11 protein-coding genes are annotated in these 15,909 nt (G+C 73.0%); 6 read left to right on the top strand and 5 right to left on the bottom strand.

The window, feature by feature from the left end:
* Positions 1 to 24: 24 nt before the first annotated feature.
* From kilB to ACU6P3_RS12795, 4 genes are all read right to left on the bottom strand, one after another.
* On the bottom strand, positions 25 to 492 hold the full coding sequence (kilB, locus tag ACU6P3_RS12810; RefSeq protein ID WP_352088772.1) for a plasmid transfer protein KilB: 468 nt from the start codon (positions 490 to 492) through the stop codon (positions 25 to 27).
* A gap of 203 nt (positions 493 to 695) precedes the next feature.
* Complete coding sequence (locus ACU6P3_RS12805; protein WP_447197238.1) at positions 696 to 2,198, bottom strand: coenzyme F420-0:L-glutamate ligase; 1,503 nt, start codon at positions 2,196 to 2,198, stop codon at positions 696 to 698.
* On the bottom strand, positions 2,195 to 3,151 hold the full coding sequence (cofD, locus tag ACU6P3_RS12800; RefSeq protein ID WP_447197237.1) for a 2-phospho-L-lactate transferase: 957 nt from the start codon (positions 3,149 to 3,151) through the stop codon (positions 2,195 to 2,197). Before cofD ends, ACU6P3_RS12805 begins: the two co-directional genes overlap by 4 nt.
* A gap of 125 nt (positions 3,152 to 3,276) precedes the next feature.
* Positions 3,277 to 3,930 carry a cysteine dioxygenase gene (locus ACU6P3_RS12795; RefSeq protein WP_447197236.1) on the bottom strand — a complete coding sequence of 218 codons (654 nt, stop codon included), beginning with the start codon at positions 3,928 to 3,930 and terminating at the stop codon, positions 3,277 to 3,279.
* Positions 3,931 to 4,995: 1,065 nt separating this feature from the next.
* On the opposite strand from ACU6P3_RS12795, the gene ACU6P3_RS12790 reads away from it, so the two are divergent.
* From ACU6P3_RS12790 to ACU6P3_RS12780, 3 genes are all read left to right on the top strand, one after another.
* Positions 4,996 to 5,259 carry a WhiB family transcriptional regulator gene (locus tag ACU6P3_RS12790; protein ID WP_030742398.1) on the top strand — a complete coding sequence of 88 codons (264 nt, stop codon included), beginning with the start codon at positions 4,996 to 4,998 and terminating at the stop codon, positions 5,257 to 5,259.
* Between the two features lie 379 nt (positions 5,260 to 5,638).
* Positions 5,639 to 9,568, top strand: a complete 3,930-nt coding sequence (locus ACU6P3_RS12785; RefSeq protein ID WP_447197235.1) for a glycosyltransferase — start codon at positions 5,639 to 5,641, stop codon at positions 9,566 to 9,568.
* Positions 9,565 to 11,139 carry a DUF5719 family protein gene (locus tag ACU6P3_RS12780; protein WP_447197234.1) on the top strand — a complete coding sequence of 525 codons (1,575 nt, stop codon included), beginning with the start codon at positions 9,565 to 9,567 and terminating at the stop codon, positions 11,137 to 11,139. Before ACU6P3_RS12785 ends, ACU6P3_RS12780 begins: the two co-directional genes overlap by 4 nt.
* Before the next feature lie 107 nt (positions 11,140 to 11,246).
* Here the strand turns inward: ACU6P3_RS12780 and ACU6P3_RS12775 are convergent, their stop codons facing one another.
* The gene (locus tag ACU6P3_RS12775) at positions 11,247 to 11,675 is read right to left on the bottom strand and encodes a metallopeptidase family protein (protein ID WP_344283853.1); all 429 of its coding nucleotides are present in this window, start codon (positions 11,673 to 11,675) and stop codon (positions 11,247 to 11,249) included.
* Between the two features lie 322 nt (positions 11,676 to 11,997).
* Here ACU6P3_RS12775 and ACU6P3_RS12770 point away from each other — a divergent pair, with 322 nt between their 5' ends.
* The 3 genes from ACU6P3_RS12770 to ACU6P3_RS12760 all read left to right on the top strand — a co-directional run bounded on the left by ACU6P3_RS12770 (position 11,998) and on the right by ACU6P3_RS12760 (position 15,648).
* The gene (locus tag ACU6P3_RS12770; protein WP_352088766.1) at positions 11,998 to 12,375 is read left to right on the top strand and encodes a DUF3499 domain-containing protein; all 378 of its coding nucleotides are present in this window, start codon (positions 11,998 to 12,000) and stop codon (positions 12,373 to 12,375) included.
* A 209-nt stretch (positions 12,376 to 12,584) separates the two neighbouring features.
* Complete coding sequence (locus ACU6P3_RS12765; RefSeq protein ID WP_447197233.1) at positions 12,585 to 14,201, top strand: L-lactate permease; 1,617 nt, start codon at positions 12,585 to 12,587, stop codon at positions 14,199 to 14,201.
* Between the two features lie 88 nt (positions 14,202 to 14,289).
* Positions 14,290 to 15,648 (top strand): phosphomannomutase/phosphoglucomutase, encoded by a 1,359-nt coding sequence (locus ACU6P3_RS12760; RefSeq protein WP_447197232.1) that lies wholly within the window; start codon positions 14,290 to 14,292, stop codon positions 15,646 to 15,648.
* Positions 15,649 to 15,909: the final 261 nt, after the last annotated feature.

Genomic DNA, 15,909 nt, shown 5'->3' with positions numbered 1-15,909 from the left:
GCCGGCCGACGAGGCGTGGCCGGTTCAGCGGACCAGGGACGAGGCCCGGGACACGAACGCGTCGATCGCCTCCCGCGCGCGGGCGTCCAGCGTGTCCCGCTCCGCCTGGTCCTGAGCCGTCGACACGTCCCGCGTGCACGCGTACGCCCGCTCGGCCGCGAGGACCACGTCCCGGTCGTCGGTCAGCAGCTTGACGCGGTAGAGCACCTGCCGCGTCGCCGTGCGCAGCCGGTGCGCCTCGTCGCGCGCGGCGACGAAGGCGGCCCCGGCCGGGTCCTCCCGCATGCTGTACCAGCGGCCCGCCTGCCCGTGGCGGTAGTCCTCCACCGCCGCGGCGAACGAGCTGTACGTGGCCATCCGCTCCTGCCGGAGCGCTTCCGACCGGGCGAACAGCTCACCGCGCCGGGCCGCGAGGCGCTGGAAGACGTGCGTCATCACGGCACCCATGAGCGTGCCCCCGACCGCTACGACACTGGTCCATATGGCTTCCACGGAGCCAGCTCACCACAGCGGAAGGCCGCCGCGCCGCCGGCTTTCGGCGCGGGAACCACGGGACGCGGTGGCCGGGCGGCGTGCCGTACCGAGTCGCAGCCCTCGGCGGTACGGTGGCGCCCCGGCAGCCCGCCCCGTACCGACGCCCCCTCACGCACTGAACGTCCCGTCACAGCGCCGGGCCCCGTTCCGCGCCGGAGGCGTCACCGCACCTCGACGAACGCCTCCGCCGCCCGCGCCGGCCGGTCCTTCGGCGGAGCCGCCGCGTGGCCGACCGCCACCGCGCCCATCGGGTCCCAGTCCGCCGGCAGGTCCAGCACGTCCCGTACGACGTCCCGGCAGAACATCGTGGAGGAGACCCACGCCGAGCCGAGCCGTTCGCCCGCCAGCGCGACCAGGAAGTTCTGGACGCCCGCGCCCGCCGCGACCACGAACATCTCGCGTTCCGCCGCGTCGCGTCGCGCGTCGCCGTAGGTGTGCGAGCCGTCCATGACCAGGCACGGGACCACCAGGTACGGCGCGTTGCGCAGGACGTCCCCGCGCTGGACGCGGCGCGCGATCGACTCCTCCGACTTGCCGTCCCGGCGCAGGTCCGCCACCCACGCGTCGCGCATGGCGTCCAGCAGCCGCGTACGGGACTCGGCGGACTCCAGGAGGACGAACCGCCAGGGTGTCGTGTGGTGCGGGGCCGGGGCCGTGATCGCCGCCGCGACCGCCCGGCGGACCGCGCCGGGGTCGACCGGCTCGTCCGTGAACGCGCGGACGGTACGGCGTCCGGTGACCGCCTCCCGTACCGCCTCCGAGGTGCCGAGCCGGAACATGTCGTCCGCGGCGGACCGCACCAGGGCGCGGGCGCCGACGTCCGCCGTGCCCTCCGCCCCGCCGTCGCCGTCCTGGCCGTCCCCCTCGGCTCCGTCACCGCCGCCGTCCCCGACCAGGTGCGCCAGGCCGCTGACCACCGCGACCGGCAGCCCCTCCGCCTTGCCCTTCACCAGGTCGCCGGCCGCGGCCAGCTCGTCGGCCGTCGCGACGACGGTCGCGCTCAGCGGGTTCCCGTGCGCGTCCGTCCCGCCGCGCAGGTCCGCCAGGACCCGTACCCCGGCCGCGCCGATCGCCACGTCGGTCAGCCCGTTGCGCCACGGCCGCCCGAAGGTGTCCGTGACGATCACCCCGACGTCGACCCCGAGGGCCTCCCGCAGGCCGGCCCGGATCGCCCGCGCCGAGGCGTCGGGGTCCTCGGGCAGCAGCAGGACGGTGCCGGGCGCGGTGTTGGAGGCGTCCACCCCGGCCGCCGCCATCACCAGGCCCTGGCGGTTCTCGACGATCCGGAGCGGGCCCCGCCGCGCCACGACCCGTACCGTCTCCGCGTCGATCGCCGCCTCGCGGTCGGCCGCCTCGACGATCCGGCCCTCGGCCTTGGAGACGATCTTCGAGGTGACGAGCAGTACGTCACCGTCCAGCAGGCCAGGACCGGCCGCCGCGATCAGCTTCGCGAGGTCGTCGCCCGGCCCGACCTCCGGCAGCCCCGGCAGCGCCCGCACGTGGTACGCGGACGAAGGCGACGCGGACGGGGCCGGGGACGGGGACGAGGAGGGGACCGGAGGCACCGGCGCGGGCGGCGACGCCGGTGGGACCGACGAGGCCGACGAGGCCGACGAGGAGACCGGCGCGGCGGGCTGGGGCACGGAAGGCGGCGGCACCGTCATGCCCGTACCTCCTCGGCCAGCGCCAGCGCCTCTCGGGCCATCCCGGCGGCGGCGCCCAGGTCCGTCATCATCAGCGGCACGGCCCGGCTGCGGATCCCCGCACGCTCGATCTCCGCCACGGCGCCCGCGTCGACGGTGTCGACCAGCCAGCCGTCCAGCAGCCCGGAACCGTAGTGCAGCGCCACGGCCGAGGCCGTCGCCTCCACGCCGATCGCGGCGAGCACCTTGTCCGCCATCCCGCGCACGGGCGCGCCCCCGACGATGGGGGACAGCCCCACGACCGGCACGCCCGCGTCGGCGATGGCCTCCCGGATGCCCGGCACGGCCAGGATCGTGCCGATGCTGACGACCGGGTTCGACGGCGGGAAGAGGATCACGTCGGCGGCGGCGACCGCCTCCAGCACCCCCGGGGCGGGCTTGGCCTGCTCGGCGCCCACCGGGACGATCGCCCGGGCGGCCACGGAGGCCCGCATCCGCACCCAGTACTCCTGGAAGTGCACGGCCTTGCGCTCGCCGTCCACGTCGACCGCGACATGCGTCTCGACGCGGTCGTCGGACATCGGCAGCAGCCGTACGCCCGGCTTCCAGCGGGCGCAGAGCGCTTCGGTGACCGCGCTCAGCGGATAGCCGGCGCCGAGCATCTGCGTACGGACGATATGGGTGGCGAAGTCGCGGTCGCCGAGGCCGAACCACTCGGGCCCGACACCGTACGCCGCGAGCTCCGCCTTGACCTGGAACGTCTCGTCGGTACGCCCCCAGCCCTGCTCCTCGTCGATGCCACCGCCGAGGGTGTACATCACGGTGTCGAGGTCGGGACAGACCTTCAGCCCGAACAGATGGATGTCGTCACCGGTGTTGCCGATCACCGTGACGTCCGCGTCCGGCGCGGCCCGCTTGAGGCCACGCAGGAAACGGGCGCCGCCGATACCGCCGGCCAGAACCACAATGCGCATAAAGAACAGTGTGTCAGCCGGAGGCTGATCGTCGGGGGGCGGTGGTCGGGCGACGGGTGGGGGTGTCAGCCGGAGGCTGATCGTCGGGGGCGGTGGTCGACGAGGGGCCGGCGGGCGGCCGGGAGTCAGCGCGCCGGCAGGACGTCCTGAGCCGTCGGGGCGCAGCGGGCCGAGTGCATCGGCATCTCGGTCAGACCCGGGTAGTAGATGTGCAGACTCACGGCCGGTTCGATCGAGTCATTGACGACTTCGTGTACGTAACCCGGCGCGAACACCCGTTGCGCGCCCGGAGTGAGGACATGGCTCCGGCTCTTCGGACGGCCCTCGGGGCGCACCCCGGGAAATGCTCCGGAACGCTCTTCGGTGCCTTCCGTCTCACCGGCGGATTTCGCGGAATGCCGCCTGGCCCCTTCTTCCGTGCCTTTCACCGAATGCTTCTTCGAAAGCCTTTCCGAATTATTTTCCGAACGCTCCGTCAGTTCACCGGCGAGCACGGTCAGCACTCCGGAGGACCGCCCGTGGTCGTGCGTCCCGGTGCCCTGGCCGGGTACCCACGACAGCAGCCACACCTCGTAGCCGGGACCCGTACGCAGCCGGTGGTACCAGCGGCTCGTGGCGTCGTACTGGACGAGCGGCGCCCACTGCGCGCGGTCGGCGGCGATGGAGCGGGCCAGGCCCACGAACTCGGCCACCGTGACCGGGTGCTCCCGGGCGGGCTGGAGCAGGTGCTGGACCTCGAGCAGGTCGCCGGCGATCTGAAGGTCGTTGTCGCTGTTCATCGGGTGCGGTGGTTCCTCGGCAGAAGGGTGTGCGGGGCGTCGCCGACGGGCGGCGCATGGCGCGCGGGGGCGGATGAGCCGGAAGTCGGTGGCCCGCGGGGACCGGTAGGCGTGGTGCGCGGGTGCGCGGGTGCGCGGGCGCGTGATCCGGCGGGGTCGGCGGCCGGTGGATCAGTGGCCGGCCTGTGGGCGGACCGGTCGGATCAGCGGATCAGCCGTGATGGACGGTGCGCGGCGGTGACCGGTGGAGCGGCGCCAGGTCCTGGCGCGACAACAGCGCGACAACCGACAGGGGAGGGGATCGCGACGGTCACGACACGGGCGAAGGCCGACCGGGGTCCGGCCGCGTCAACAGCCGGAACAGCTGGAACAGCGACAGCGAGCCTGTACAGCGCTGCGGAAGCCACGGACGACGTGGGTCGCTGGGTGCGCGGGGTTCGCTGGCATGACACCAAGGTGGCGAGTCCCGTCGGTGGTGTCAACTTGATGACTGATATGTGTGAAATGTTTCACCTTTCCCGGTTACGGCAGGTGGAGAAAGGTTTGCTCACGCCTGACGGGGGAGACATGGGCCCGCGACCGTGCTCGTTCACCTCTTCGTGCACCTCTCCACCTCCGTGCGCCGCGCCGCACGCCCGGGCGCGGGTTTGCGGCTGTGATTCCGATCGCTTCGCGTGCGGACCGGCAACACCGCCGGAAGCCGTGTCGTCTCCCTTGGTGGGACTTCACGCCGCTTGGCAGGGGCTTGATGGGGTTTGTAGGGGCCTGATGAGGCTCTTGGTGAAGCTTCATCAGTCCTGAAGGGCTTGGAGGAGCTTGGTGGGAGTTGCCCGGCTCCTGGGTGAAAAGGGAGGCGGTTGCGGGCAGGCCGGTGGCATGTGTCAACTTTTTGGTGATTTGAACACTTTCCGCATAGCCTTGGTTCCGCAGAGTGAATACCGGGCCCAATAGCAGATCTCGGCTTGACCGGCCCAGAGCGCACACTTGTAATTTCACTCGTGTCGTTCGGCCGAAATCGGAAGCGGCCACCATCACGGGGACGCAAAAGACAGACGAGGGGCGCACATGACCGAGCTGTTCCAGCAACTGCTGGTCGAGGACGCGGAAGAGGAACTCGGCTGGCAGGAGCGCGCCTTGTGCGCCCAGACCGACCCGGAGTCCTTCTTTCCCGAGAAGGGCGGTTCCACTCGCGAGGCCAAGAAGGTGTGCCTTGCCTGTGAGGTCCGCTCCGAATGCCTTGAATATGCCCTTGCCAATGACGAGCGATTCGGTATCTGGGGCGGGCTGTCGGAGCGCGAGCGCCGCCGCCTGAAGAAGGCGGCGATCTGAGGGCGCGAGCCGTGCCGGTGCCGTCAGGGGCCCGCACGCCGCGTCCGGTCCGGCACGCCCGGCTTGTCATATCCGGCCCGTCGTGCCCGGCCCGTCATGTCCCGGCGCGGTGTTCACCGCGTGACATGACTCTCCATCAGCGTCCCGCCGCCACGGCCCGGCCGCCGGCGTCCGGCTGTCACGGCAGGCCGTCACCACCGACCGCCGAGGCCGAACGCCCGGCCAAACGTCACAACCTCGTACCTAATGAACGGTCCGCCGCCCGCGGCTTCCCCGCGGGCGGCGGACCGCCGTGCTGCCAGCCGTTAATGTGGGGCCCCGTCCCAGACGCTCCGACGCCCCATCGGGGCGACCCCCGGCCGGAGGGCCCGTTACACCGATGTCCGCCACCACAGCCGCGTTCGTTCCCGCCACCGCCCCCGAGTTCCCGCGGCACGTCGTGACCGCGGTCCTCGTCTCCCACGACGGCGCGCGCTGGCTGCCCGACGCCCTCGCCGGGCTGCTGGGCCAGGAACGTCCCGTCCAGAACGTCATGGCAGCCGACACCGGCAGCGCCGACGACTCCGCCCGGCTGCTCACGGAGGCGCTCGGTGACGACCGCGTCCTGCACCTCGCGCGGCGGTCCGGATTCGGTACGGCGGTGGACGAGGCCGTCCGTACCGCCCCCGTCCTCACGCCCGACGACCTGCCGTACCTGAAGCGGCCCAGCGGCTGGGACCCCGTCACCAGGACCTGGCACGACGAGGCGTACGAGATGCCGGAGCTGCCGCACGGCGAACCCGTGCAGTGGCTGTGGTTCCTCCACGACGACTGCTCGCCGGAGCCGGAGGCCCTCCTCGAACTGCTGCGCGTCGCCGACTCCGACGAGTACGCCGCCGTCATCGGGCCCAAGCTGCGCGGCTGGTACGACCGCAAGCAGCTGCTGGAGGTCGGCGTCTCCATCGCCAACAGCGGCCGCCGCTGGACCGGCCTCGACCGGCGCGAGCAGGACCAGGGCCAGCACGACCAAGTTCGCAGCGTCCTGTCCGTCTCCAGCGCCGGCATGCTCGTCCGGCGCGACGTGTGGGAGGAACTCGGCGGGTTCGACCGCCGGCTGCCGCTGATGCGCGACGACGTCGACCTGTGCTGGCGCGCGCACGCCGCCGGCCACCGGGTGCTCGTCGCCCCCGACGCGGTCCTGCGGCACGCCGAGGCCGCCGCCCGGGAGCGCCGTACGGTCGACTGCGCCGGGCGCTCCGTGGTCAACCCGCACCGCGTGGACAAGGCCGGCGCCGTCTACACCATGCTCGTCAACGCGCGGGCCGCCGTCCTCCCGTACGTCCTGCTGCGGCTCACCGTCGGCACTCTGCTGCGCACCCTCGCCTACCTGGTCGGCAAGGCGCCCGGCCAGGCCGTCGACGAGGTGATGGGACTCTTCGGCACGCTGCTGCGGCCGGGGCGCGTGCTGGCCGCGCGGAAACGACGGGGCAAGGGCGTGGTCGAGGCGGCCGAGCTGCGGCCCCTCTTCCCGCCGTTCGGTGCCACGGTCCGCGCCACCGTCGAACAGATCACCGCGAGCTTCGGCTCCGACTCCGACGCCGACTCGGGCGGATCCCGGCACGGCGCGGTCGAGTCGGGGCCGGGCGGCGACGAGGCGGACTTCCTGGAGGTCGAGCAGTTCGGCCGGCTGAAGAAGCTGGCGCGCAAGCCGGGGCCCGTCCTCTTCGCGCTCCTGCTCCTGGTCTCGCTCGTCGCCTGCCGGGGGCTGCTCGGCGGGGGCGCGCTGGCGGGCGGCGCGCTGCTGCCCGCGCCCGCCGACGTCTCCGACCTCTGGTCGCGCTACGCGGACGGCTGGCACCCCGTCGGTACCGGGAACACCGAGAACGCGCCGCCCTATCTCGCGCTGCTGGCCGCGCTCTCCGCGCTGTTCCTCGGCTCCACCGGGTTCGCGCTGACCCTGCTGCTCGTCTGCTCCGTGCCGCTGGCCGGAGCCACCGCGTACTTCGCCTCCCGCCCCCTCATCCCCTCCCGGCTGCTGCGGGCCTGGGCGAGCGTCGCGTACGCCTTCCTGCCCGCCGCGACCGGCGCGCTCGCGACCGGGCGGCTGGGCACGGCCGTTCTCGCCGTCGTGCTGCCGCTGCTCGCCCGGGCGGCCGTCGCCGCGTACGCGCTGCGCGCCGGCGCGGACGCCGAGGCGCGCGGAAGCTGGCGCGGCACCTGGGCGTACGCCTTCCTGCTGACGTTCACGATGGCCTTCACGCCGGTCGTCTGGCCGATGGCGGTGGTGTTCGGCATCGGAGTCCTCGCGCTGCGCCGCGGTGACCTCGGCGGATACGGACCGCGTGTCCTCGCCGCGCTGCTCACGCCCGTCCTGCTGCTCGCGCCCTGGTCGCTGTCCCTGCTGACCGACCCGGCGGCGCTCTTCCGTGAGGCGGGGCTGGAGTTCGGTACGGGATCGGCCTCCGCGCTCGATCTGCTCGGCATCAGCCCCGGCGGCCCCAAGGCGGTCGGCGGTCTGCTGATGGCCGGGATCGTGCTGGCCGCGCTGGCGGCGCTGCTGCGCGGCGAGCGGCGGTTCGCGATTCTCACCGCCTGGTCCGTCGCGCTCGTCGGACTGGTCTTCGCAGTCCTGTCCAACAACTCCGGCTGGGCGGGGCCCGCCACGCTCGTCCAGGGCGGCGCCCTGATCGCCGCCGCCGTCCTCGGCGCCGACGGTGCCCGGATCCGGGTCGCCGCGCAGAGCTTCGGCTGGCGCCAGCCCGTGGCCGTACTGATCGCGGTCGCCGCGGGCCTCGCACCGCTGCTGGCCGCCTTCGGCTGGATGATCAGCGGCGCCGCGGGCCCGCTGGAGCGCCGCGACCCGGTGCAGGTCCCGGCGTTCGTCGCCGCGGAGAGCGTCACCCGCGACCAGCCGCGCACGCTGGTCCTGGGCGGCACGTCACCGGCGGAGGTCTCGTACTCCCTGGTCCGTGGCTCAGGCGGGCGGCTCGGCGACGCGGAGCTGGCGGCGGCCGGCGGCGGTGACGCCCGGCTGGACAAGGTCGTCGCGAACCTCGTGGCCGGTTCCGGCGCCGACCAGACCGATCAGCTGAGCGGGTTCGCGATCCGCTACGTGCTCGTACGGGAGGGCTCGCCGCGCGAGACCAGCCGCGTGCTGGACGCCACCCCCGGCCTGACCCGGCTGAGCCAGGTCGACGGCAGCGCGCTGTGGCGCGTGGACCGGCAGGTCGCGCGGGCCGTCATCGTCGACGGCAAGGGCGCCGGCGAGCCGCTGGCCGTCGCCTCGGAGCCGGTCGAGGCGCACGCGACGGTCCCGGCGGGCGCGGAGGGCCGCGTGCTGCGGATCGCGGACCGGGCGGCCGACGGCTGGCAGGCCACGCTGGACGGCGAGCCGCTGACGAAGAAGATCGTCGACGGCTGGGCCCAGGGCTTCGAACTGCCGGCCAAGGGCGGCCGGCTGGCCCTCACATACGAGGACCCGATCACGCACACGGCGTGGATCTGGGCGCAGGGCCTGCTCGCGCTCGTCCTGCTGGTGCTGGCCCTGCCGGGGCGGCGCCGGGAGATCGACGACGACCTGCCGGAGGAGGACGGCCTCGCCACGGCGGACGCGATGACGGGCGACGGCCGCCGGGCACGCAGGCTGCGGGCGGCGGCCGAGGCGGAGGCGCAGGCGCAGGCGCACGCGGCCGGGACACAGGCGGCCGACGCGCACGCTTCCACGGGCGCGGGTGCCGTCGCGGGCACGGTCGCGGACGCCGGAGCGACGGCCGACGGCGAGCAGGGGCGGCCGGCCTACGGGACCGTGCCACGACAGGGCACATACGCCGAGTGGGACGCGCCGGCGTACGCGGAAGCCGAGTACGGACAGGGCTCCCAGCCGGACGAGCGGTACCAGGGCGCGGGAGCGGGCCACGGCGCGGGGCAGTACGGCGACGGCCAGGTGCCGGACCAGGCACAGGCACAGGTACAGGCACAAGCACAGGGGCAGGTGCCGGGTCAGTACGAGCAGCAGTCCTACGACCCCTATCAGGCCCCGCCCGTGCCGTACCCCACGCAGGGCACGGACCCGGGCTACCAGCCGGACGGCGCGTACCGGAACGGCACGTACCAGGAGGGCGCGTACCAGGACAGCGGGTACCAAGGCGCCGACTACCAGAGCGCCGACTACCAGGGCGCGGGCTATCAGGACGCCGGCTACCAGAGCGGTCAGTACGCGCAGGACGGCTCGTACGACCCCTATGGCTACGGCCGGCAGCAGCCGCAGCCCCACGCCGACGGCACCCAGAACGACCGGCATCAGCGCCCGGACGGGAGCAGCAACCAGTGAACCGTACGACCCTCTCCCTCATCGCGGTCGCCACGGCCCTCGCCGCCGTCACCGGCGTCGCCTCGATGTCCGGCCCGGACGGCGCGGAGCCGACGGCGACGGCACAGGTGCTGCCGCGGCCCGTGGAGCGCAGCAGCCTCCTCTGCCCGGCCCCGAGCGTCTCGGACGTCGCGGAGACGACGTACACGTCCGTCACCCCCGCGGGCACGAAGGACGCCGGGACGGACGGTGCGGCCGAACTGCGCGAGTCCACGGTCACGTTGGTGGACAACGACAAGCCGAAGGACGACGGGAAGAACGAGGAGGAGGACGGCGGGAAGGACGGCGGGAAGGGCTCGGGGAAGGACGCCGAGAAGGGCGGAGAGCAGGGCAAGTCGTTCCTGACGCTCAAGGACCCCGGTACGCCGGTCTCGGCCGAGGCGAGCGGCGCCGAGGCCCCCGCTCTCGTGGGCACCGCCACCGGCCGCTTCGCCCCCGGCTGGACCGCGCAGCAGACCACCACCGTCCCGGTGGGCGGCGGGCGGGGAGTGCTGGGCGTGAGCTGCGCGGCGCCCGACACGGAGTTCTGGTTCCCCGGCGCGAGCACGCAGAAGAGCCGGCAGGACTACGTGCACCTCACCAACCCCGACGACAGCGCGGCGGTCGTCGACGTCGAGCTGTACGGGAAGGACGGCCTCCTCAAAGCCGAGTCGGGGGAAGGCATTCCGGTCCCGGCGAGGTCGAGCGTCCCGGTGCTGCTCTCCACACTGACGGGCGAGGCCGCCGACAACCTGACCGTGCGGGTCGCCACCCGCAGCGGACGGGTCGGGGCCGCCGTACGCGCGTCGGACGACGGCGGGGGCAGCGACTGGCTGGCCGCCGCCGCCGACCCGGCGGCCCGGGTGGTGCTGCCCGGCATCCCGGCGGACGCCACCGACGTCCGGGTGGTGGCGTTCGCACCGGGTGCGGACGACGCCGAACTGAAGGTGCAGTTGGTGGGCGCCGACGGCACGATCATCCCGGCCGGGAACGAGACGCTGCACGTCAAGTCCGGGATGACCGCGGCCCTCGACCTGGGCAGCGTGACGCGGGGCCAGGCGGGATCGCTGCTCCTCAGCCCCGCGGGCTCCCGTGCGACCCCGGTGACCGCGGCGCTGCGTGTGGTCAGGGGCAAGGGCGACAAGCAGGAGCTGGCGTTCATCCCGGCGACGGGGAAGATCGAGTCACGGGCGACCGTGGCCGACAACAGGGCCAAGGGTTCGACTCTCTCGCTGACCGCGCCGGGAGAGACGGCGAAGGTCAAGGTCACGGCGTCGGCGGGGAGCGACGGCGGCGAGCCGGCCGAGGAGACGTACACGGTCAAGGGCGGCACGACGCTGGCCGTCACGCCGCCGGTGCCGGCCGGGCTGAAGGGCTCGTACGCGCTGACGGTGGAGCCGCAGTCGGGCGGCCCGGTGCACGCGGCGCGCATGCTGGAGCTTCCGGAGGACGGTGTGCCGATGTTCACGGTGCAGACGCTGCCGGACGACCGGGGAACGGTGTTCGTACCGAAGGCCAGGGAGGATCTGTCGATCCTGGGCGGTCAGGACTGAGACGGTCGGGACCCGAGCGGTCAGGCCCGAAGCGGCCAGGGCTGGTACCGGCCAGGACCGGAAGCGGCCAGGGCCGGGACGACCGGGCCCGGCCGGGGTCGGTCGCCTCAGTCCTGGCCGTAGCGCGGGTCGACGGACTCCGGCGCCAGCCCCAGCAGTTCCGCCACCTGCTCGACCACCACCTCGTGCACGAGCATCGCGCAGTCGTCCCGGCTCTTCGCCCGGATCTCGATGGGCCGCCGGTAGACCAGGATCCGCGCGGGGTGGTCCTTGTCCGCGGGCACCGAGCTGCCGAGCGGCACGGAGTCGTCCTGCGGATTCGGCACGTCCATGACCATGAAGTCGACCTCGGCGAGTTGTGGCCAGCGGTGCTCCAGCCGTTCGACGGAATCCCGTACGAGATCGCGGAACGATTCCGAGCGGCTGACCGAGAGCGGCACCTGCGGCGGTGCCACGGGACCCCGCATCCCGCGGCCGTGGCGGTCGCGGTGACGCGGCCGGGGCTCGATCGGGCGGGGCGGCACTGGACTGTCCATCACTGACGCAGGGTAGCCCTCCGACGGCAGCGCCGATCGCCGTCACCGTCGGCTCGATCAGCATGTCGCATATTGATCATTCCAACGAAAGTCAGGCTCATTTCCATAGGTCGGTGTGATCATCACGCTCGCCTTCGCTGATGTGATTTGTCCCAAGTCGTAGCTGTGTTACGGGCTGTCGCCGACCTGTCACCCCTCTTCCCGTGCAGGTCAGGCCAGTTGTTTCCGGCCACCGCGAGAGGCCCGTGAGCATGCGACACGGGGGAGTGGCCGGGGGGAGAGTCGTCGCGGCCCGCTCAAGAGTGCGGTACCGTCCAACATCGTGAGCCCTGTACGTCGCTGTTCGCGCACCGCCTGCGGCCGCCCTGCCGTCGCGACACTGACGTACGTCTATGCCGACTCGACGGCGGTACTCGGCCCGCTCGCCACCTACGCCGAGCCTCACTGCTACGACCTGTGCGCGGAGCACAGCGAGCGGCTGACCGCGCCCCGCGGCTGGGAGGTCGTCCGGCTCACGGACGGCTCGGCCCCGGCCCGTCCCAGCGGTGACGATCTCGAAGCGCTGGCCAACGCCGTACGGGAAGCGGCCCGCCCCCAGGAACGCGCGGCCGAGGCCGGGGGCAAGGGAGCGCGGGGCGCGGACCCGATGGAGGTCGGGCGCCGGGGTCATCTGAGAGTGCTGCGCTCGCCGGAGTCCTGACCGCCGGAATCGACGCGCTTGACGCGCGCCTCGCACGTAATCGCGTACCTGTCGCGCGCGCGTCGCGCGTAACGCGCGTGTGAGTCCCGAGGAGCGCGTCCCGGTGTCACGGGTCGTGCACGAGGCATTGACCGGGCCTGGCGCGGACACGACCATTCCTTCCATCCGTGGGAGATCAGTTTCCGTATCGCGGAATCCGGAGGTCTGTCGTGTTCGTACAGCAACTGGAACCCGTCGCCGACTCGCTGGCCCTCTCCGCCCTCGTCGCCGCTCTGCCCCTGGCCACCGTGCTCGTCCTGCTCGGTGCCGTCCGCATGAAAGCGCATCTCGCGGGGCTCATCGGCCTCGCCGTGGCCGTGCTCGTCGGCCTGTTCGTCTTCGGAATGCCGCTCGGCCAGACGCTCTCGGCCGGCGCGCAAGGGGTGCTCTTCGGCCTCTTCCCCATCATGTGGATCGTCGTCAACGCCCTGTGGGTGTACCGGATGACGCTGCGCACCCGGCACTTCGACGTCCTGCGGCGCTCGTTCGGGAGGCTGGCCGACGATCCCCGCGTCCAGGCGCTCGTCATCGCCTTCTGCTTCGGCGCGCTGCTCGAGGCCCTCGCCGGATTCGGCGCGCCGGTCGCCATCTGCTCCGTGATGCTGGTGGCGCTCGGCTTCGACCCGGTCAAGGCGGCCCTCGTCTCGCTCGTGGCCAACACCGCGCCGGTGGCCTTCGGCGCGATGGGCACACCGGTGGTGACGCTCGCTCAGGTCACCGGGCTGCCCCTGGACACCGTCGCGTCGGTCGTCGGGCGTCAGACGCCGCTGCTGGCACTGGTCGTACCGCTCGTCCTGGTCGGTCTGGTCGACGGCCGGCGGGGCCTGCGCGAGACCTGGGTGCCCGCGCTGGTGTGTGGAGTGGCCTTCGCGGCGGCCCAGTTCGCCGCCGCCAACTACGTCTCCGCCCAACTCGCCGACATCGGCGCGGCGCTGGCGGGCGCGGCGGCCCTGGTCGCGGTCCCCTCGGCGCGGCGGCCCGCGGCCGAACCGGTACGGACGTCGGTGCTCACGGGCGTACGCAGCGAGGACCTGGACCGGGACGATCCGCGCCGGGACGTGCTGCGGGCCTACGCGCCGTACGGCCTGATCGTGGTGATCTTCTCCCTCGCGCAGATCCCACCGGTCAAGGACCTGCTGGCGCGGGCCACGCGGGTCTTCGACTGGCCGTTCCTGGCGGTGGCCGACGCGCAGGGGAAGCCGGTGGGCGCCAATGTCTTCTCCCTGCCACTGCTGGCGACGGGCGGCACGCTCGTGCTGCTCGCGGGCGTGTGCACGGCGGTGCTGCTCGGCGTGCGCGCGGGGGACGCGCTACGGGAGTGGGCGGCGACCGTCCACGAACTGCGGTACGCGATCCTCACCGTCACCTCGGTGCTCGCCCTCGCGTATGTGATGAACCTGTCAGGACAGGCCGCCACGATCGGTCACTCCGTGGCGGCGGCGGGCGCGGGACTGGCGTTCCTGTCACCGATCCTGGGGTGGTTCGGTGTCGCGGTGTCCGGTTCCGACACCTCGGCGAACGCGCTGTTCGGGGCCCTCCAGGTCACGGCGGCACAGCAGTCGGGGCTCTCGCCGGAGCTGCTGGCGGCGGCGAACAGTTCCGGGGGCGTGCTGGGCAAGATGATCTCGCCGCAGAACCTGACGATCGCGTGTGCGGCGGTGGGACTCGCGGGCAGGGAGGGCGATCTGCTGCGGAAGGTGCTGCCGTGGAGTGCGGGGTTGCTGCTGGTGATGTGCCTGGTGGTGGTGGGACAGAGTACGGCGGTGCTGGGCTGGATGCTTCCGTGAGGCGTACGTGCCTGCCCTGTCCGATGCGCGGCTGCCGGGCCGGCGCGGGTAGCGTGGGCTCGTCGTCCGAGTTCTGCAGGGGGTACCGGTGGCTGATCTGTCGCAGCTGGTGAAGGCGTACGACGTGCGCGGGGTGTACCCCGATCAGCTGGACGACCGGCTCGCCGAGCTGTTCGGAGCGGCGTTCGTCGAGGTCACCCGGGCGGAGGCGATCGTCATCGGGCACGACATGCGGCCGTCGTCGCCCGGGCTGGCGTCGGCCTTCGCCCGGGGCGCGGTCGCGCGCGGCGCGCACGCGACGATCATCGGCCTGTGCTCGACGGATCAGCTGTACTACGCGTCGGGGAGGCTGGGCGTGCCGGGCGCGATGTTCACCGCGTCGCACAACCCGGCCCGGTACAACGGCATCAAGATGTGCCGGGCCGGCGCGGCGCCCGTCGGCCGGGACACGGGGCTGGCGGAGATCCGCGCGCTGGTCGAGCGACGGCTGGAGGAGGGCGCTCCGCCCTCGGTGACGCGGCCGGGCACGCTCACGAAGCGCGACCTGCTGGACGACTACGCGGAATACCTGCTGTCGCTGGTCGACCTGTCCGCGATCCGCCCGCTGAAGGTCGTCGTGGACGCGGGCAACGGCATGGGCGGGCACACGGTCCCCACGGTGTTCGCGGGGCTGCCGCTTGAGGTCGTACCACTGTACTTCGAACTGGACGGTACGTTCCCGAACCACGAGGCCAACCCGCTGGACCCGAAGAACCTGGTGGACCTCCAGGCCCGCGTCCGGGCCGAGGGCGCCGACCTGGGCCTGGCCTTCGACGGCGACGCGGACCGCTGCTTCGTCGTGGACGAGCGCGGCGAGGGCGTCTCCCCGTCGGCGATCACCGCGCTGGTGGCGGCGCGCGAGCTGGCCAAGCACCCGGGCGGCACGGTCATCCACAACCTGATCACGTCCTGGTCGGTGCCGGAGGTGGTCGAGGAACACGGGGGGACACCCGTCCGTACTCGCGTCGGCCACTCCTTCATCAAGCAGGAGATGGCCGAGACGGGCGCCGTCTTCGGGGGCGAGCACTCGGCGCACTACTACTTCCGCGACTTCTGGAACGCGGACACGGGCATGCTCGCCGCCCTCCATGTCCTGGCCGCACTGGGCACGCAGCCGCGGCCGCTCTCCGCCCTGGTCGCCGCGTACGACCGCTACGCGGGCTCCGGCGAGATCAACTCCACGGTCGTCGACCAGACGGGGCGCACGGCGGCGATCCGCGAGGCGTTCGCGGCGCGCGAGGGCGTGACGTTCGACGAACTGGACGGTCTGACGGTGACGGCGGCCGACTGGTGGTTCAACGTGCGCCCGTCGAACACGGAACCGCTGCTGAGACTGAACGTGGAGGCGCGGGACGAGGCGACGATGGAGGAGATCAGGGACGAGGTGCTGGGCCTGATCCGCGCGTAGCCGGGCCGGGCCGGGGCGGGCCGTGCCGGACCGAGACTCCGGGGTACGCGGCGCGGGCGGCATACGAGAGCCGGCGTCGCGCCGACCATGACCGGAGCGCGGGTCGGCGTAGCCAGGACCGGGCGCCACGAAGCCGACGAAGCCGACGAGGCCGACGAAGCCGAACAGGCGCGCCCCCGTACGGCGCGCAACGCGCCCCAGGATCCCCAAGCCCACGGCGGGGTGCAGCCGCGGTTCCCCCCGGGAATGCGGGCGGGACAG

The sequence above is a fragment of the Streptomyces hebeiensis genome (assembly GCF_052983195.1).
The sequence above is the reverse complement of the archived record's forward strand: the minus strand, read 5'-3'. Positions and strand labels throughout refer to the sequence as shown.